The sequence below is a fragment of the Kushneria indalinina DSM 14324 genome (assembly GCF_003385845.1).
Classification (GTDB): Bacteria; Pseudomonadota; Gammaproteobacteria; order Pseudomonadales; family Halomonadaceae; genus Kushneria; species Kushneria indalinina.
The window spans coordinates 153,185-171,368 of record NZ_QRDJ01000007.1 but is presented as its reverse complement, the minus strand read 5'-3'; the positions used below and the strand labels follow the sequence as shown (position 1 = coordinate 171,368).

Here is an 18,184-nt window from a genome sequence, read left to right as displayed (position 1 = left end):
CTTTTTCAGGACAGTACGACGTCCGGCGTCGTACTGTCCTGCCCGGCAGGATCATTTTGCCCGCGGTTCCGACATCAGCCCCTTGATGACACCGAAGCAGCCAACCAGCAGTACGATGGCAAAGGGCAGACCGGTCGAGATGACCATCGCCTGCAGGGCGCCCAGACCGCCACCCAGCAGCAGAGCGATGGCAATGACACCACTGATCAGTGCCCAGAACAGGCGCTGAGAGGTCGGTGCGTCGATCTTGCCACCGGCGGTGATGGTATCGATGACCAGCGAGCCGGAGTCGGCAGAGGTGATAAAGAACACCATGATCAGCAGCAGACCGATCAGAGAGGTGACCGTCGACCAGGGTAGATTGCCCAGCATGACAAAGAGCTTGAGCTCCAGTGCCGCCTCGGAAATGCCCTGCATGCCGGAATCGACCTGAAAGATGGCAGCGCCGCCAAAAACGGTCATCCACAGTACGCAGACAATGGTCGGCACCAGCAGCACGGCGATCAGGAACTCACGCACGGTACGGCCACGGCTGACACGGGCGATAAACATGCCCACGAACGGCGACCAGCTGATCCACCATGCCCAGTAGAACGCCGACCAGGACTGGCTGTAGTCGACATCTTCACGCCCGAAAGGCATCGACAGTGCCGGCAGGTAGGTCACGTAGGCCCAGAGATTATTGAAGAACCCGATGATCAGATCCATCGTCGGACCGGTGAACAGGATAAACAGCAACAGTGCAAAGGCCAGGCCCATGTTAAGCTCTGAGAGATGCTTGAGGCCGGCATTGACGCCTGCAGCGACCGAACACAGCGTTACCGTTGTGATCGCCACGATCAACAGGACCCGCGTGGTATCGGTATCGGGGATATCAAAGAGATAGTTCAGACCGGCTGCGGCCTGCTGGGCGCCCAGACCCAGTGAAGTAGCAAGGCCGAACAGGGTGGAAAATACCGCCAGGATATCCACGATGTGCCCGGGCCAGCCCCAGATGCGCTCCCCCAGAACCGGGTAGAAGATCGAGCGCATGGTCAGCGGAAGTCCCTTGTTAAAGGAGAACAGCGCCAGCGACAGGGCCACCATGGCGTAGATTGCCCAGGGGTGAAGTCCCCAGTGCAGCATGGTGGAAGCCATGCCGAGCTGGCGGGCTGCGGCCTCATCGCCCATGGCACCGCCCAGCGGTGCGCCATCAGTGCGGATGCCGTTTTCGACCGTGGTACCGCCCAGCGCCGCCGTATAGTGCGAGATCGGCTCGGAGACCCCGTAAAACATCAGGCCGATGCCCATGCCGGCAGCAAACAGCATGGCAAACCAGCTGATATAGGTATGGTCGGGCCTGGCCTCGGCGCCGCCCAGGCGCACCTTGCCCAACGGGCTGAAGACCAGACCGATGGCCAGTATCACGAAGATGGCGGTGGAGAGCATGAAAAACCAGGAGAGGTTACCGGTCAGCCAGTCCCTCATGCCGTTGAAAAACGGCTCCATTTGCGACTGCATTGTTAGTGTGAGTACTACAAACAGCAGCACCAGCAGCGACGAGATGCCAAACACCTTGCCGTGCAGATCCACATTGAACAGCATGCGGCCCTGGAAGTTGTCCTGACCGATGACATAGTCGGTATCAATCAGGTTGGATTCACCTGTCGGCGCCGGTATCCCCTCTCCGGCGTCGCTGTCCTCATCCTTGTTCTTTTTTTCGTTTTCCGATTCTTGCGTCAATGTCGTTCTCCATCATTGTCGCCGGGTAACGTCGCGGGACGAAACGGGCTGAATGAATGTCAAGTCGGGTCTGCCCCGGGTGTTTTTTGTGGCGTCGGTCAGGAGGGTAGACGTTGTTAAAAAAACCTCATAATTCTGGGCGCTTTTCGTCGATGAAATTTGCAATGAACGCCTGCAGACATCAGGAGGACATCACCTCCAGGCCCTGGCCGAGGCTGCTTTAGCAGGTGCGTGACCTGCTCTGGCCGACACAAAGACCATTGCGGTCAAACACCATGACATCAAGTGCGATACCACTGTGGCGGATGACCTCTGCTGCACGCTCCAGAGCACTTTCTGCCAGCCGGTCGCCCAGATTGATGCCCGCCTCACTGGCAAGTTCAAAGGCCTCAAGGCCCGAGTTGGCGCCGGTGATGCGCTCAAACAGCCTGTCATCACCGCCGGCTTCGCGTGTCAGATGCGCCAGACGGTCAAGGTCAATGGCGCCGCGTTTGGAGTGCACATCCAGCATGCCCTGACCGAGCTTGGCCATCTTGGCGATGCCGCCGGCAACGGTAACCTGCGGCACCGGATGCTTGCGCAGGTACTTGAGCATGCCGCCAACAAAATCGCCCATCTCGATCAGTGCGCTTTCGTCCAGACCGTAATGCGTCTGGACCGCCGCCTCCGATGTCGAGCCGGTCGAACCTGCCACGTGAGAAAGACCGCGGGCCCGGGCGACGTCGATGCCCCGGTGGATGGAATGAATCCATGCCGAGCAGGAAAACGGGATCACTACCCCGGTGGTGCCCAGTACCGACAGCCCGCCGATGATGCCCAGTCGACCATTGAGGGTGTTGAGTGCAATGCGCTCGCCCTCGTCGATGGCGATGGTGACTTCCAGATCCACCTGATGATGGCCCGAGGTCTCCTGCGCGACTGTTTCCAGTGTCTGACGAATCATGCGCCGGGGCACCGGGTTGATCGCCGGCTCCCCGGGCGGTATGGGCAGACCCGGGCGAGTGACCGTGCCCACCCCGGGGCCGGCTTTGAACACCAGACCGGAGCCTGCCTTTAACGGTCGAACCGTGGCGCGCACCAGCACGCCGTGTGTGGCATCCGGATCATCGCCGGCGTCCTTGACGACACCAGCCATGGCCCAGCCGTTGCCGCGCTCATGCACGGCAAGCGCAAAGGCTGGCGTTTGCCCTTTGGGAAGCGTGATGCTGACCGGATCAGGGAACTCGCCGCTCAGCAGCGCGACATAGGCCGCCCGGGCGGCTGCGGTCGCACAGCAGCCGGTGGTCCAGCCACGCTTAAGAGAGGCACGATCGTCGCTCATGAAATTTCAGGGTCGCGAGAGTAGGGCATCAGAATAACATGTTCAAATGCGGTCACCGGGGCGCGGCCACCTTCATGACCCTTAGTCCGGTAGATCAGGATGGCTCAAGGGCATTACGGCAGGGTCGCAGGGTTATGGCCATGTGCCAGGTTAATAAACCGGAAATTGACAATGGCGCGTTCGATATCGACGTCAAGCCATCATGAAGTCTCCAGCCCGGCGCTCTATAGCGCCGGGTTTTTTTATGGCGGCCTCCTGTTCATGGACGGCCTCCAATTGATGAGCGGCCTCCGGCGCCGAGTATTTTCCCCATGCCAGAACAAACCTTGAGAGGTAGCGCGTAATCGGGCCACTTGCGGCGCAGCCACCTCAACCTCGCCATGACGTGCGCGCCGGCTCAAGTTCTGGCTACGCCTGCCGTCAGACAAGGATATCGGCTCGATAGCGAACACTGTTTGCTATGGGTGTTAAAGGTCATTTAAGATTTCGTTAACATTTCCTTAATGCCTGTGGGGCTCACTCAGGTGGGCAGACCACGCTGCCATGCAATGAGTTACCTGCCATGAATCACGTTACTGCTTCCCTGCACTGGGAGCGCCTGTCTTCCTGGCATGCCGCTCGCCACGTCTACCCCAGGCGGCGAGAGTGGAAGATGCGCTACAAGATGTTCATGCGTGCGTCACTTCATCGAAGTGTGCATCGCTCCCTGTTGATGGGCGTGTCACTGAATCCGCTGCTTGAAAAGGCAGTGACCAGTCGTGCCAACCTGCTCAACAAGCCGTTTCGACCCTATATCTCGATTCGCTACGGCCATGTTGAGCGCCTGCGCCATCTGCTGCTGCATTATCAGATGCAAAGGCAACTGCTGAGCGAGGACATCAGCGCCCGCATCATGCAGCGCCCGGGCGTGTGGCTGGGAGAGTGTGTGGTCGGCGGTGAAACGGCCAACATCTATCTGGGCTATCGCGGGGCGCACGACAAGGAGGGCGAGATGATGCTGATGATCATCCGGCCGCCCAAAAAGCGTCTCTACAGTGCGGCGCTCTCCTTCATGCGGGATGCTCAGGGGCATCCGGCGCTGTGTCTGGGTACCGTGCAGGGCTCGCGCCAGCAGTCGGACTGGAACCGTCAGTTCACCCGCGATCATTTCGGTTTGCGGCCGCAGTCGCTGATGGTCGAGCTTACGCAGATGCTCGCCCGTACGTTGGGCATGGACGACATCTACTGTGTGGACAACGCTCACCACATTTATCGCGCACGCCCCAACGGCAGTCGCCAGCGTGGCTTTGACCTGGATGCGCTGATCATCGAACACGGTGGCGAGGTCGACGCACCCGGCTGGATCGCGCTGCCCGCCGAGCAGCGGCGCAAGCCCGTCGAGGTGATCGCCTCCAAAAAGCGCAGCATGTACCGCAAGCGCTACGCCTGGCTGGATGCGCTGGAAACGCAGGTCACGCAGGCCCTGATCGGCGCCCCCGAAGCAGCGCCGAGCGGCGAGGGCCCGAAAGCGCCGGCGGCCCACACACCGCCATTAGCCATGGTCGATGTGCGGGAGCGGGCGGGCGAGTCAGTCGCGCTCTGAGCGCGCCTCGCCGATGCTGACCGGGATGCGATAGAGGCTGCTGGTGGCGGTCACGAAGAGATAGTGCTGACCGTCGTGCTCGGCAAAGGCCAGGTTGGCGGTGCGCTCGGGCAGGTCCACGCGGCCCAGGCGCTGGCCTTCGGGATTAAAGACCTGCAGGCCGCTGTCGCTGCTGGTCCAGACGTTGCCATGTTCGTCGACCTTGAGGCCATCCGGCACGCCGGGGGAGACCTCGGTGAAGATGCGTTCGTTGGATAGCGCGCCGTCATCCCCCACATCGTAGGCGACGATATGGTGGTTGAGACTGGCATCCTCGCGGTCGTGACCCTGCTCGGAGTCGGCGATATAAAGCGTTGTCTCATTCGGGGCAAAGGCCAGTCCGTTGGGCGTTTTGACCGCAGGCGTGGAAAGTCGGGTCAGCTCGCTGCTGTCCGGGTCGAAGCGGTAAACGTACTCGCCGCCGGTCACTGAACGTCCGCCGTAACCTTCTTCGGGCTCATCAATGCCAAAGGTCGGGTCGGTGAACCAGATGCGCCCGCGACGGTCCACGACCAGATCGTTGGGGCTGTTGAGCTTGTTCTCGCCGTCCAGGTCGACCAGCACTTCCCACTTGCCGTCCTCGTTTTGTCTCTCCACCGCACGCTTGCCATGTGACGCGGCCAGTACTCGACCGTCATGATCGAGGGTATGGCCGTTGTGGAACTGCGCCGGCCTGAGCCACTCGCGAACCTCTTCCCCCTCTCGCCAGATCATCACGCGATTGTTCTTGATATCGCTCCAGATCACGCTGCCATCCGGCAGGGCCAGCGGCCCCTCGCTCCATTTGGCGCCAGCGTAGAGCTGCCGGATATCGGCACCCTTGTCGACCAGATCGGCAAATTCCGGCGACTCCACGACGACCTCCGGGGCATCACCACTTGATGCCAGCGCACTGCCTGCCCCCATGCCGGCCATCAAAAGGCCGGTACACAGCGAGCGCGAGAATTGTTGAAGCCAGCGGGACATGAGCGTTTTCCTTGTGCCTGAATGATGCCACCAGCCTGACGGTTTAAACCCCTTTCGCCAATATGACCTTTTGCGATTGACATGTACGAGCAGGGATTGCTCGAGTAGCGCTTGCGAGCTAGTCTGATCCCGATTCGTTTTTCGAGTCAGATCCTCAGGGCGGGGTGAAAGTCCCCACCGGCGGTGATGTCGAGGCCAGTGTCCTGATCTGGCCGAGAACAAGCCCGCGAGCGCATGACGCGCAGGAATCGGTGAGATCCCGATGCCGACGGTGATAGTCCGGATGGGAGAGGATCGGCGCCTGATTGCCCCTGTTGGCGGTGAGGCGTCGCTGTACATGTCGTACACGTGCTCCTGTCTTGCCCTGTTCCTTGTTTCTCGCCACTGATGGCGACCCTGGAGCAGCCTTTTATGTCTCACAATATCGAAAATGATGGTTTCCCCTCTGCTGACAACGCTCAGGCGCGCGTGCGTCTGGCGCTGGACAGTCTGTCGCGCGGCCACGGCGTGGTGGTCACCGACGACCCCGACCGCGAAAACGAAGGCGATCTGATCTTTGCTGCCACCACGCTTGACGAGAAGCAGATGGCGCAGATGATTCGCTTTGGCAGCGGCATCGTCTGTTTGTGCCTGACCGGCGAGCACGCCGACCGGCTGGAACTGCCGCCGATGGTGGCCAACAATGAAAGCCCCTACTCGACCGGCTTTACCGTCACCATCGAAGCCAGAGAAGGCGTCACGACCGGCGTCAGTGCTTATGATCGCACCGTGACCGTGCGGGCCGCGGTCGCAGACAACGCCCGGGCCGACGACCTGGTTCGCCCCGGTCACATTTTCCCCCTGCGCGCCCGTGACGGCGGCGTGCTGGCCCGCCGTGGTCATACCGAGGCGACGATCGATCTGGTGCGCCTGTCAGGCCATGCCTCGACCGGCGTGCTCTGTGAGCTGATGAACGATGACGGCACCATGATGCGCGGCGAGGCACTGGAAGCCTTCGCGCGCGAGCGTGACTACCCGATGGTCTCGATTGCCGAACTGGTCGCCTGGCGCGAGCAGCATGACCCGGCCGAATCCTTTGATGTCGCAGCGTTTGCCTCGATGTAGTCCATTGGCCGACAGCACGCTCTGTGCTGTCGGCCTCATGCAGGGAGCCGGTCAATGAAGACATTTCATGAGGCGAGCTTTTTTATGCGCCATCATTTTGATGCTTCGCCGTTTTGCGGGAAGGCTGCGCCTGCTGCCGAGCTACTGCCCGGCTTCTCCCTGACCGCGATCTGACCCTTCTCTGTTTTCGGAGCATTGCATGACATCCAGTACCGCTTATCAGCAGCTCGAAGCGTGCTTTACCCGCCTGCATCGCTACGCGCACCTGGGCGCCATGGCCGGCTGGGATCAGCTGACCATGATGCCGGAGGGCGGCAATGAGGCCCGTGCCGAGGCCATGGCCGAGCTGAGCGTGCTGATGCACGAGACGTTGACCGCACAGGAGACGCGCCGACTGCTCGATGAGATCGACCCGGCCTCGCTTGAACCCGAGCAGCAGGCCAATCTGCGCGAGATGACGCGTGAGGTGCGAGACGCCACCGTCATGCCGCCGGAACTGGTCGAGGCGCAGTCGCTGGCTGGTGCGCGCTGCGAAAGCGTCTGGCGGCGCTGTCGTCCCGCCAACGACTGGGAGGGCTTTCTGCCCACCTTCCGGGAAGTGGTACGCCTGTCCCGCGAGGAGGCGCGTATCCGTGCCGAGGCGCTGGGCTGTGGCCGCTACGAGGCGCTGCTGCAGAAGTTCGAGCCGGGGCTGAACCTCGAGACGCTGGAAAGTATCTTTGACGACATGCGTCAGTGGCTGCCTGGGCTTTTGAGCGAGGCTGTTGCGCACCAGCGCGGCGGTGAACTCGTCATGCCCCAGGGGCCCTTTGGCGAGCGTGATCAGCGCCGCCTTGGCGAGCGCGTCATGCGCTGGCTGGGGTTCGATTTCGAGCATGGTCGGCTGGATGTCAGCCTGCATCCCTTCTGCGGTGGCGTGCCGGATGACGTGCGCCTGACCACCCGCTATCGGGAAGATGAGTGTCTCACGGCGCTGATGGGCATCATCCACGAGACCGGTCACGCCCGCTATGAACAGAATCTGCCGCAGCAGTGGCGCCGTCAGCCGGCGGGCCGTGCCCGCTCGATGGCGGTGCACGAGTCACAGAGTTTGAGTCTTGAGATGCAGCTGGGACGCAGTGCGGCCTTCGTGCGCCAGTTAAGGCCCTGGCTGGTCGAGGCGCTGGGCGACCAGCCGGCCTTTGAAGCCGACAATCTGATTCGCCTGGCGCAGCAGGTCGAACCGGGGCTGATTCGCGTCGATGCCGATGAGGTGAGCTATCCGGCCCACATCCTGTTGCGCTATGACATCGAGCGCGCCCTGATCGAAGGCGAGATCGAGGTGGAAGACATTCCCGTGCGCTGGGATGAGTCCATGCAGCGTCTACTGGGGCTCGATACCCGCGGCAACTACCGCGATGGCTGCCTGCAGGACATTCACTGGACCGACGGGTCGTTTGGCTATTTTCCCACCTACAGCCTGGGTGCCATGCTCGCCGCGCAGCTGATGGCTGCCGCCCGACGCGCCGAGCCGCAGCTCGACGCACGCATTGCCGAGGGCGACCCGGGCCTGCTGCTTGACTGGCTGAAAACCAACGTCTGGCAGCAGGGCAGTCTGCTGGAGACGCCCGAACTGATTCGACGCGCTACCGGCGAGGCGCTCAATCCCGAGCACTACCGGCATCACCTGCGTGAACGCTATCTGGGTTGAGACGATCACGCCCGCCTGCGAATGGCTACTTTCCCGGGGCCGCATCCTGCGGCCCTTTTTATTGTTGAGCAGGCACTGTTTCGGTCGCCTTGATGAACTGTTATCACGGCGCGTCCTGATGGTGCGTCCATGTATTTCATGCCCCGGCAGGTAGCAGAAATCTTCGACCATGCTCTTTTTTTAAAGGGCCAGACGGACATCGTGCCCTGAAAGTCAGACGCTTATCCTGAGTTGGCACACTTCCTGCAATACCGTCTTGTATACAAGTCGATATATCAGCAGGACGTGATCATGACGCAGGGAATCGAAAGCGGGGGCTGGACGCTGACCCAGTGGTGCAGGGTACAGCAGGACGGCCAGGGCCGGGAGCGGCTTCAGGCGCTGGCCGCGACACTGGCAGATTCGGATACGGCATGGATTGTTCGTGCCGACGCGGCGCTGATCGATAGTCAGTGGGCCGAGCTTGAGCGCCAGGCCGAAAGCGTTGGTGTAAAAGCGCTGCCGCTTTACGGCGTGCCGTTCGCGATCAAGGACAATATTGATGCCGTGGGCTGGAAGACCACCGCTGCCTGTCCGGCGTTTGCCTATACCGCCGAGCAGGATGCCACCGTGGTGTCACGTCTCAGGGCGGCCGGCGCGATCCTGGTGGGCAAGACCAATCTGGATCAGTTCGCCACCGGGCTGGTTGGCACTCGCTCACCTTATGGCGCCGTACCCAACAGCTTTGATCCTGCCTATGTGTCGGGTGGGTCAAGTGCCGGCTCGGCGTCGGTCGTGGCGCGTGGGCTGGTGCCTTTTGCGCTGGGCACCGACACGGCAGGTTCGGGGCGGGTGCCGGCAGGCTTTAACAACATTGTGGGGCTCAAGCCCACCCGCGGCTGGCTCTCCATCGGCGGGGTCGTGCCGGCCTGCCGCACGCTCGACTGCGTCTCCGTTTTTGCCCTGACGGTGGAAGATGCCCTGGCGGTCACCGAGATCGGCGGCAGTGCGCCGGATGAGCGCGATGCCTACAGCCGTCAGCACCCCCATACGGCGCCAGTGGCGATGCCGGAACGGCCGCGGCTGGCGATACCGGCAGCGCTTGAATTTCATGGCGATGACGTCATGGCCCGGGCCTTTGATCGGGCCCGCACGCAGCTTGCGCGCGTCGCCGAGCTGGTGCCCATCGATTACACCCCCTTTGCCGAGCTGGCCGCACTGCTTTATCAGGGGCCCTGGGTGGCCGAGCGCACCCATGCGGTAGGGCCACTGCTGATCAATGATCCGGACGCCATCGATCCGACAGTGCGCGGCATCATTGACAAGGGGCTCGATTATTCGGCGTTGGATACCTTTGATGCTGAATATCGTCGCGCTGAACTTAGTCAGCGCATTGCTCGGGTGTTTGACGACGTGGACGCCTTGGTGGTGCCCACATCACCCACCATCCGCACCATCGCCGAGATGGCTGAGCAGCCAGTGCAGTACAACAGTGAGTTTGGCACCTATACCAACTTTACCAACCTGGCTGATCTCTGCGCCCTGGCACTGCCGGCGGTGATGCGCGATGACGGCCTGCCGGCCGGGATTACCCTGATCGCACCAGCCTGGCACGACCGGGCGCTGGCAGATGTTGGCCGCCGCTGGCAGGCGCTGTGCGATCTGCCACTGGGGGCCACCGAGCAGCCGCTGCCGGTCGCTGATAAAGAGGTGATCCCGCCACCGTCATCGGCATGTGTGCGCCTGGCGGTGGTGGGGGCGCACCTGCGCGACATGCCACTCAACTTTCAGCTCACCACGCGCCGCGCCACCTTTGTGGAGGCGACCCATACCGCACCGGATTACCGCCTTTACGCGCTGGCCAATACCACCCCGCCCAAGCCGGGGCTGGCCCGGGTCGAGACGAATGGGACGGCCATCGAAGTTGAACTCTGGGATATACCGCTGGCGCGTTTTGGCGAGTTTGTCGCCGAGATTCCGGCCCCGCTGGGGATCGGCTCGCTGACGCTGTCCGATGGCCGCGTGGTCAAGGGCTTCGTCTGCGAGCCCTGGGCACTGCCCGCGGCGCAGGATGTGACTGAGTACGGCGGCTGGCGGGGTTTCATGACGGCGCTGAAGAGTGCTGCAACCGGAGGTGAGGCATGAGTGCGCTTTCTCTGACGCGGGTGTTGATCGCCAACCGCGGCGAAATCGCCTGCCGCGCCATTCGAACGCTCAAGCGCCTGAACATCGAGAGCGTGGCCATCTACAGCAATGATGACCGCAATGCGCTGCACGTGCGTCATGCCAACCACGCCGTGGCGCTTGAGGGTGAGCGTGCCGATGACACTTACCTGGCAATCGACAAGGTGATCGCCGCCGCGCGTGACAGCGGCGCGCAGGCGATCTATCCGGGCTATGGCTTTCTCTCCGAAAGTGCTGCGTTCGCCGAGCGCTGTGAGGCAGAAGGGATCATTTTTATCGGCCCAACGCCTGCGCAGATTCGCGATTTTGGTCTCAAGCATCGAGCGCGGGCGCTGGCAGAAAAGGCTGGGGCACCGCTGACCCCCGGCAGCGGACTGCTGGATGATGTTGATCAGGCCATTCATGAGGCGACACGCATCGGCTATCCGGTGATGCTGAAATCCACCGCCGGCGGTGGCGGTATCGGGATGACCCGCTGCGCCGATGAGGCCGGACTGAAGGGCGCCTTTGACAGCGTTGTGCGCCTCGGCCAGCAGTATTTCAGTGATGCCGGCGTTTTTCTGGAACGCTGCATCGATCATGCCCGCCACATTGAAGTGCAGCTGCTGGGCGATGGTCAGGGCCGGGTGGTGGCGCTTGGCGAGCGTGACTGCTCGCTGCAGCGCCGACATCAGAAAGTGGTGGAGGAGACCCCGGCACCGCATCTGCCGCCCGCGATTCGTGAGCAGATGCTGGCCGCCGCCGTCAGTCTGGGAGAATCGGTCCACTATCGCAGCGCCGGGACGGTGGAGTTCATTTATGACGCGGGCCTTGAGCATTTCTATTTTCTCGAGGTCAACACCCGCCTGCAGGTTGAGCACCCGGTCACCGAATGTGTCACCGGGCTTGATCTGATCGAGTGGATGCTGCGCATTGCCGATGGCCAGCCGCTGACTGAGGCGCTGGAGGCCATCACGCCGGAAGGTGCGGCGATCGAGGTGCGCCTTTACGCCGAGAATCCGCTGAAAAACTTTCAGCCCAGCCCCGGCGAGCTGGACGCCGTGCATTTTCCCACCGAGCTTCCGGGCGTGCGTGTGGATACAGGCGTTGAGAGCGGCAGCCTCGTGTCGGCGCAGTTTGATCCCATGATCGCCAAGCTGATTGTGCAGGGCCGTGACCGTGACGAGGCGATCAACCGGCTGACCGCGGCACTTGACGCCACGCGCCTCTACGGTATCCCCACCAATCTGGATTATCTGCGTGCCGTGATTGGCTCTGACGCCTTCAGGCGCGGCGAGGTCTCCACCCGGGCCCTGTCACGATTCACGTTTACACCGCACTGTCTGGAGGTGGTCTCTCCGGGGACCTGGACCAGCGTGCAGGACGTGCCCGGGCGGCTGGGCTACTGGGACATTGGTGTGCCGCCATCAGGGCCGATGGATGACATGGCCTTTCGCATGGCCAATCGCATTGTGGGTAACGCGGCTTCGGCGGCAGGGCTTGAATGCACTCTGGTGGGGCCGGAGCTGGTGTTTCACCAGGCCGCGGTCATTGCACTGACCGGTGCGCCCTCCGAAGCACAACTTGACGATGAACCGGTGGCGTTCTGGCAGCCGGTCAAGGTTCGCGCCGGCCAGCGGCTGAGGATTGGGCAGGTCAGCGTCGGCTGTCGCTGCTATCTGGCCGTACGTGGCGGAATCGATGTGCCGGTCTATCTGGGTAGCCGCTCGACCTTTGCCCTGGGGCAGTTCGGCGGCCACGGTGGGCGCGTGCTGCGCAGTGGTGATCTGCTCTCATTGATCCATGAAGACGATGCTCTGGAAACCCCAGCGGCCGTTCCCGCGGCGCTGATCCCCGACTACGGCCATGAGTGGCGTATCGGTGTATTGGTGGGGCCTCACGGTGCGCCGGACTTTTTCACCCAGCCGGCATTTGAGCAGCTGCTGGCCACCGACTGGGAGGTGCACTACAACGCCAACCGTCTCGGCGTACGGCTGGTCGGCCCGACACTTGAATGGGCGCGCAGCGATGGCGGCGAGGCGGGTCTGCATCCGTCCAACGTTCATGACTGCGAGTACGCCATTGGCGCGGTCAACTTTACCGGCGACAGCCCGGTGATTCTGATGCGCGATGGCCCAAGCCTTGGTGGCTTTGTCTGTCCGGTGACCATCGTTCGTGGAGAGCTCTGGAAAGCGGGTCAGGTGCGTCCGGGCGACACGATTCGCTTTGTCCCGATCACCCTTGAACATGCTCTGGCGCTGGAGACCGAGTGGCTGCGCGCCATCGAGACCCTGAGCGCGCCCGACCCGGAGATCATGGCCCTGCCGGCGCGGGTTGACAGCGCCCTGATTGCCGCGACGGGGGCGACGCCAGAAGCCGAACACTCTCCCTGTGTGCTGGCCACGCGAGCGGCCAGCGAGGAGCGCCCGGCGGCGGTCTATCGTCAGGCCGGTGATGGCTACATTCTGCTGGAATACGGTGAGAACGTGCTCGATCTCACCACCCGGGTGCGGGTGCATCTGCTGATGGCAGCGATCAATGAGGCGGCCATCGAGGGCGTTGAGGAGCTCGCTCCCGGCGTGCGCTCGCTGCAGATTCGCTACAACGGTCATGTGGTCGCTCAGGATACGCTCATCACGCAGCTGCTCAGCCTTGATGACGGCCTGGGCGATGTACGCACGCTCAAACTGCCCACCCGGGTACTGCACCTGCCCATGGCCTTTGAAGACAGCGCCACGCTGGATGCGGTGACGCGCTACAGCGAGACGGTGAAGGCCGACGCGCCCTGGCTGCCCAACAACGTCGATTTCATCGCCCGCATCAACGGGGTGGATCGCGAGACGGTCAGGCAGACGTTGTATGAGGCGCGCTATCTGGTTTTGGGGCTGGGGGATGTCTATCTGGGCGCACCCTGCGCCGTCCCCGTCGATCCTCGCCACCGGCTTTTGAGCTCCAAGTACAATCCCGCGCGTACCCATACCGCAGAAGGCACGGTGGGCATCGGCGGTATGTACATGTGCATCTATGGCATGGATTCCCCCGGCGGCTATCAGCTAGTGGGGCGCACCGTGCCGATCTGGAATACCTGGGGCAACAATGCACGGTTTGCGCCGGGCGCGCCGTGGCTTCTGCGCTTTTTTGATCAGGTCTGCTACTACCCGGTCAGCGAAGAAGAGCTGCATACACTGCGTGAGGACTTTCGCCACGGTCGCTTTGAAGTGCGGGTGGAAGAAGAAGTTTTCGATGTCGGTGCGTATCTCGATTTTCTCAAAGCTCATCGCGAGAGCATTGAGGCCTTTCAGGCGCGCCAGCGTGAGGCCTTTACCCAGGAGGTCAGCCGCTGGAGTGCGGCCGACATCGCCCCGCCGGCGATTGAAACTGCGCAGGCTGCGCCATTGGACAGCGAAACACTCGGCGCCCATCAGTGTCCTGTACAGGCCGATATCGCTGGCAGTGTCTGGAAACTGGTAGCCGAACCCGGCGCCCGGGTCGAGGCCGGCGATCCATTGGTGATTGTCGAGGCGATGAAAATGGAGGTGGCAATCACTGCGCCGCAGGCGGGCACGCTCAGTGCCTTTCACTGCGCGCCCGGGACGCCGGTACGCGCCGGTGAGCTGCTGGCGGTGCTCGATACCGGATCGGCGTCATGACGCGCGCCTCACCCTTTCGACAGCGCGGCAGCATGCGTGGGCAGAGTCTGGCCGAGCGCGTCTACGCCACCCTCAAGCAGATGATCTTTGATTTTGAGCTGCTGCCCGGCGACTACTTCAGCGAAGCGGAGGTGGCCGAACGTACCGGTGCTTCGCGTACGCCGGTGCGTGAGGCGCTGCATCGTCTGCGCCGTGAAGGGTATGTGGAGGTGCATTTTCGCAGTGGCTGGCAGGTGGTGCCCTTTGATTTTGATGTTTTCGAACAGCTCTACGACGTGCGCATCGTGCTGGAGTGCGCCGCCGTTGAGCGCCTGTGTGCCATGAGCGAGCCGCCGCCGATGCTTCAGGCGCTGCGCGATATCTGGTGCGTGCCAGGCCAGGCGCGCTCGTTTGACCCCGCGATGGCCGAGCAGGACAAGGCGTTTCATACCGCGCTGGTCACGGCATCAGGCAATCAGGAAATGGCGCGCATTCACCGTGATGTAAGCGAGCGGATTCATATCATTCGCCGGCTCGATTTCACCCAGGCCACACGGATCGAGGCCACCTATGACGAGCACGCCGTGATTCTGGAAGCACTGGCGCGGCGGCGTACGGCTCACGCCCAGCAGTTGTTGAGTGCCCATATTGCGCTCAGTCGCAACGAGGTGCGCAAGATCACGCTGCACATGTTGCACGAAGCCCGCAGTCGCCACGCGCAGGGCCCACCCGAGGCGTAGCAACTGGATGCGCCCCGCACATCAGCGTCATTGGTGCCCTTGATGCTGTATCCCTGCTGTACCTGCCCCGCGGCACAGGCCCGGGGCACCCTCACCAACAATGACAATGAGGTATGCCATGAAAGGATTTTCAATGGGGTCACTGGCCCTGTCCCGTCCGCTGCTGGTGGGCGCGCTGTTGAGCGCAGGCGCTGCTCTGGGTCTGAGTGATGACGCGCGCGCCGAGGCTGACAGCGATCCGATTCGGGTCGGCATTCTGCACTCGCTCTCCGGCACCATGGCGATCAGCGAATCGACCCTGAAGGATGAAATGCTGATGCTGATCGAGGAGCAGAATGAGCACGGCGGTCTGCTGGGGCGCAAGCTTGAACCGGTGGTGGTTGATCCGGCCTCCGACTGGCCGCTGTTTGCCGAACAGGCCCGTGACCTGCTCTCTGGTGATGATCGGGTCGACGTTATCTTTGGTAACTGGACCTCGGCGTCGCGCAAGGCGGTGCTGCCGGTGGTCGAGGAACTCAACGGGCTGTTGTTCTATCCGGTGCAGTACGAGGGCGAAGAGTCATCGGAAAATATCTTCTATACCGGCGCTGCGCCCAATCAGCAGGCGATTCCGGCCGTCGAGTATCTGCGTGAGCAGGGCGTCAAGCGCTGGGCGCTGGTGGGGACCGACTACGTCTATCCCCGCACCACCAATAAAATTCTGGAGGCCTGGCTCAAGGATCAGGGCGTGAGCGATGACGACATCATGGTCAACTACACGCCGTTTGGTCACAGCGACTGGCAGTCGATCGTTTCCAGCATTGCCTCGTTCGGCAGTCAGGGCAAAAAGACTGCGGTGATCTCCACCATCAATGGTGATGCCAACGTGCCGTTTTATCGCGAGCTTGCCAATCAGGGCATCTCGGCCAGCGACATCCCGGTCATGGCCTTCTCGGTAGGGGAACAGGAGCTGACCGGCATCGATACTGCACCGCTGGTGGGTCATATGGCGGCGTGGAACTACTTCATGAGTGTCGACAGCGATGCCAACTTCGATTTCATCGATAGCTGGCTGGCGTACAAGGACGATGACAGCGCGGTCACCAACGATCCGATGGAGGCTCATTACATCGGTTTCAACATGTGGCTGGAGGCGGTCAAAAAGGCCGGTACACCGGATGTTGATGCGGTGAAGGACGCCATCGTCGGGGTTACCGTGCCCAACCTTTCCGGGGGGGGCTCGGCGATGATGCCCAACCACCACATCACCAAGCCGGTCATGATTGGCGAGATCCAGAACGATGGCCAGTTCAGCGTGGTCTGGCAGACCCCCTCCAATATTGCAGGCGATGCCTGGTCGGACTATCTCCCCGACTCGCGCAATCTGATCAGTGACTGGCGCGCGCCGCTCCACTGCGGACGTCTCAATGTCTCCAGCATGACCTGCGAGGACGGCGAGCCGGTCGTGTCGCAATAGGTGCTGAGGCATACGGCCCCGTCGTTGTGAAGTGACGTGGTGAAGTAACGTCGTGCAGGGACGCCGGGTTGCTGGCAGCAGGCGAGCAGCCCGGACGTTTTGAAAGTGGGGGAGAGAGCATGTCAAGACGCGCAATACGTGACCTGTGGCGGGCCGGGATCGTACTGGTACTGGTAATGATGGTGCCGGTAATGATGGCGCTGCCCGGGGTCGTTCATGCCGGCGATCAAATCAGCGATGAGCAGGCCCGTACGCTACTGGAAGGGCTGGATGCCTCGGGGTTTGAAGCAAAGGGCGAGGCCGTCGAGCGTGTCGCGGCCAGCACGGCCTCCCAGCGTGAGCGCTGGCTGCAGGCGCTGCTGGAGGGGCGGCTGGCCCGTGAGCGCCGTGGTGATCACTTCTACATCATTACCGATGATGGCGGCCGTGAATGGCCGATCATCGATGCCATTACGCTGGAGGATGTCGGTACCGGCTCACGGCGTACGATCAACACCATTACCATTAACAACACGCTGCGCACGCAGATTGAGGGGGCGCTGGCGGCGATGTCACTGACGGCGGGGGACGTAAAGGCAAGACTTGCGGCGGCTCGGGCGCTGGTGGGGACGGTAGATGCGATCAGCGTGGCGCGGGTGGAAGACACGTTGGCCGAGGAGGAATCCCTAGCAGTACGTGAACAGCTTGAGACGGCACTGGCGCTGCATCGTGTGCAGCAGGGGGATGTAGATGCCCTGGAGACGCTGCGCGGTCATCTGGATACCCGGGTGCGCAACACGCTGGTGCCGCTGGCCGAAGGCGACGGCGAATTGGCGAGTGAAGCTCGCGGGGTATTGGCAGGCATCGAGCGCAAGCGCGAATGGCATCAGCGGGTACAAACGCTCTTTTTTGGTTTGAGTGCCGGCTCGATTCTGGTGCTGGCCGCGATTGGTCTGGCGATTACCTTTGGCGTGATGGGGGTGATCAACATGGCTCACGGTGAGCTGATCATGCTGGGCGCCTACAGCGCCTGGTGGCTGCAGCAGCTGTTGCCCGGTCAGCCGGGGCTGGCGCTGATACTGGCCATCCCGTTCGGTTTTCTGGTTGCCGCAGCCTTTGGCATTGCTATCGAGCGCAGCGTAATTCGCTTTTTGAAGGGGCGTCCGCTGGAAACCCTGCTGGCCACCTTCGGGGTGAGTCTGATCCTGCAGCAGCTGGTACGCACCGTGTTCTCACCGCTCAACCGGGCGGTCGCCTCACCGGAGTGGCTGCGCGGCAGCTGGCAGGTCACCGAGGCGCTCTCGATCAGCTATAGCCGGCTGGCGGTGCTGATCTTCTGTCTGGTGGTGTTTGCCGCGCTCTGGGCGGTGATGCGCTTTACCCGGCTGGGACTTGAGGTGCGCGCGGTAACGCAAAACCGTGACATGGCACGCGCCATGGGGGTAAGGGCGGCACGGGTGGACATGCTGACCTTTGGTCTCGGGGCCGGGGTGGCTGGTCTTGCCGGTGTGGCGTTGTCACAGATTACCAATGTAGGTCCCAATCTGGGACAGAACTATATCGTCGACTCCTTTCTGGTCGTGGTCTTCGGGGGTGTGGGCAATCTGTGGGGCACGCTGGTGGCCGGCATGACCCTGGGGGTGCTCAATCAGGTGCTACAGCCCTGGGTCGGCGCCGTGCTGGCCAAGATTGTGGTGCTGGTGGGCGTGATTCTATTCATTCAAAAGCGCCCGCAGGGGCTCTTTCCACCGCGCGGGAGGGTGTCATGAGTCAGGTATGTACGGGATCATCCGGTGCTGGAGGAGTACGGCGCA

At 62.3% G+C, this 18,184-nt stretch carries 11 protein-coding genes and 1 riboswitch; of the genes, 8 read left to right on the top strand and 3 right to left on the bottom strand.

Annotated elements, in window-relative coordinates:
* Positions 1–51 precede the first annotated feature (51 nt).
* Positions 52–1,722 (bottom strand): BCCT family transporter, encoded by a 1,671-nt coding sequence (locus C8D72_RS07400; RefSeq protein WP_211308803.1) that lies wholly within the window; start codon positions 1,720–1,722, stop codon positions 52–54.
* A 220-nt stretch (positions 1,723–1,942) separates the two neighbouring features.
* Positions 1,943–3,043, bottom strand: a complete 1,101-nt coding sequence (locus C8D72_RS07395; protein ID WP_115853779.1) for a cobalt-precorrin-5B (C(1))-methyltransferase — start codon at positions 3,041–3,043, stop codon at positions 1,943–1,945.
* A 562-nt stretch (positions 3,044–3,605) separates the two neighbouring features.
* Here C8D72_RS07395 and C8D72_RS07390 point away from each other — a divergent pair.
* The gene (locus C8D72_RS07390) at positions 3,606–4,625 is read left to right on the top strand and encodes a VirK/YbjX family protein (protein WP_115853778.1); all 1,020 of its coding nucleotides are present in this window, start codon (positions 3,606–3,608) and stop codon (positions 4,623–4,625) included.
* Here the strand turns inward: C8D72_RS07390 and C8D72_RS07385 are convergent.
* Entirely contained in the window at positions 4,611–5,630 is a 1,020-nt protein-coding gene (locus C8D72_RS07385) for an SMP-30/gluconolactonase/LRE family protein (protein ID WP_115853777.1), read from the bottom strand. The two genes, C8D72_RS07390 and C8D72_RS07385, sit on opposite strands and share 15 nt — an antisense overlap.
* Positions 5,631–5,776: 146 nt before the next feature.
* Positions 5,777–5,929, top strand: a riboswitch (FMN riboswitch).
* 112 nt (positions 5,930–6,041) lie between these two features.
* Between C8D72_RS07385 and ribB the strand changes: the two genes are divergently transcribed.
* From ribB to urtB, 7 genes are all read left to right on the top strand, one after another.
* Positions 6,042–6,734, top strand: coding sequence for a 3,4-dihydroxy-2-butanone-4-phosphate synthase (ribB, locus tag C8D72_RS07380; RefSeq protein WP_115853776.1), 693 nt, complete (start codon positions 6,042–6,044; stop codon positions 6,732–6,734).
* Positions 6,735–6,933: 199 nt separating this feature from the next.
* A complete protein-coding gene (locus C8D72_RS07375; RefSeq protein ID WP_115853775.1) occupies positions 6,934–8,424 on the top strand; it encodes a carboxypeptidase M32 in 1,491 nt (496 codons plus the stop codon).
* Between the two features lie 291 nt (positions 8,425–8,715).
* Positions 8,716–10,548, top strand: coding sequence for an allophanate hydrolase (atzF, locus tag C8D72_RS07370; protein ID WP_115853774.1), 1,833 nt, complete (start codon positions 8,716–8,718; stop codon positions 10,546–10,548).
* Complete coding sequence (gene uca, locus C8D72_RS07365; RefSeq protein ID WP_115853773.1) at positions 10,545–14,216, top strand: urea carboxylase; 3,672 nt, start codon at positions 10,545–10,547, stop codon at positions 14,214–14,216. Before atzF ends, uca begins: the two co-directional genes overlap by 4 nt.
* Positions 14,213–14,935, top strand: coding sequence for a GntR family transcriptional regulator (locus C8D72_RS07360; protein WP_211308802.1), 723 nt, complete (start codon positions 14,213–14,215; stop codon positions 14,933–14,935). Before uca ends, C8D72_RS07360 begins: the two co-directional genes overlap by 4 nt.
* A gap of 118 nt (positions 14,936–15,053) precedes the next feature.
* Positions 15,054–16,391 carry an urea ABC transporter substrate-binding protein gene (gene urtA, locus C8D72_RS07355; RefSeq protein WP_211308801.1) on the top strand — a complete coding sequence of 446 codons (1,338 nt, stop codon included), beginning with the start codon at positions 15,054–15,056 and terminating at the stop codon, positions 16,389–16,391.
* A gap of 119 nt (positions 16,392–16,510) precedes the next feature.
* On the top strand, positions 16,511–18,139 hold the full coding sequence (gene urtB, locus C8D72_RS07350; RefSeq protein ID WP_425453265.1) for an urea ABC transporter permease subunit UrtB: 1,629 nt from the start codon (positions 16,511–16,513) through the stop codon (positions 18,137–18,139).
* Positions 18,140–18,184 lie beyond the last annotated feature (45 nt).

Excerpts from the sequence above, each read along its gene's own strand:
- urtA (WP_211308801.1), top strand. The coding sequence starts at position 15,054 with ATGAAAGGATTTTCAATGGGGTCACTGGCCCTGTCCCGTCCGCTGCTG.
- C8D72_RS07385 (WP_115853777.1), bottom strand. The coding sequence starts at position 5,630 with ATGTCCCGCTGGCTTCAACAATTCTCGCGCTCGCTGTGTACCGGCCTT.
- C8D72_RS07390 (WP_115853778.1), top strand. The coding sequence starts at position 3,606 with ATGAATCACGTTACTGCTTCCCTGCACTGGGAGCGCCTGTCTTCCTGG.
- C8D72_RS07360 (WP_211308802.1), top strand. The coding sequence starts at position 14,213 with ATGACGCGCGCCTCACCCTTTCGACAGCGCGGCAGCATGCGTGGGCAG.
- C8D72_RS07375 (WP_115853775.1), top strand. The coding sequence starts at position 6,934 with ATGACATCCAGTACCGCTTATCAGCAGCTCGAAGCGTGCTTTACCCGC.
- ribB (WP_115853776.1), top strand. The coding sequence starts at position 6,042 with ATGTCTCACAATATCGAAAATGATGGTTTCCCCTCTGCTGACAACGCT.
- atzF (WP_115853774.1), top strand. The coding sequence starts at position 8,716 with ATGACGCAGGGAATCGAAAGCGGGGGCTGGACGCTGACCCAGTGGTGC.
- uca (WP_115853773.1), top strand. The coding sequence starts at position 10,545 with ATGAGTGCGCTTTCTCTGACGCGGGTGTTGATCGCCAACCGCGGCGAA.
- urtB (WP_425453265.1), top strand. The coding sequence starts at position 16,511 with ATGTCAAGACGCGCAATACGTGACCTGTGGCGGGCCGGGATCGTACTG.
- C8D72_RS07395 (WP_115853779.1), bottom strand. The coding sequence starts at position 3,043 with ATGAGCGACGATCGTGCCTCTCTTAAGCGTGGCTGGACCACCGGCTGC.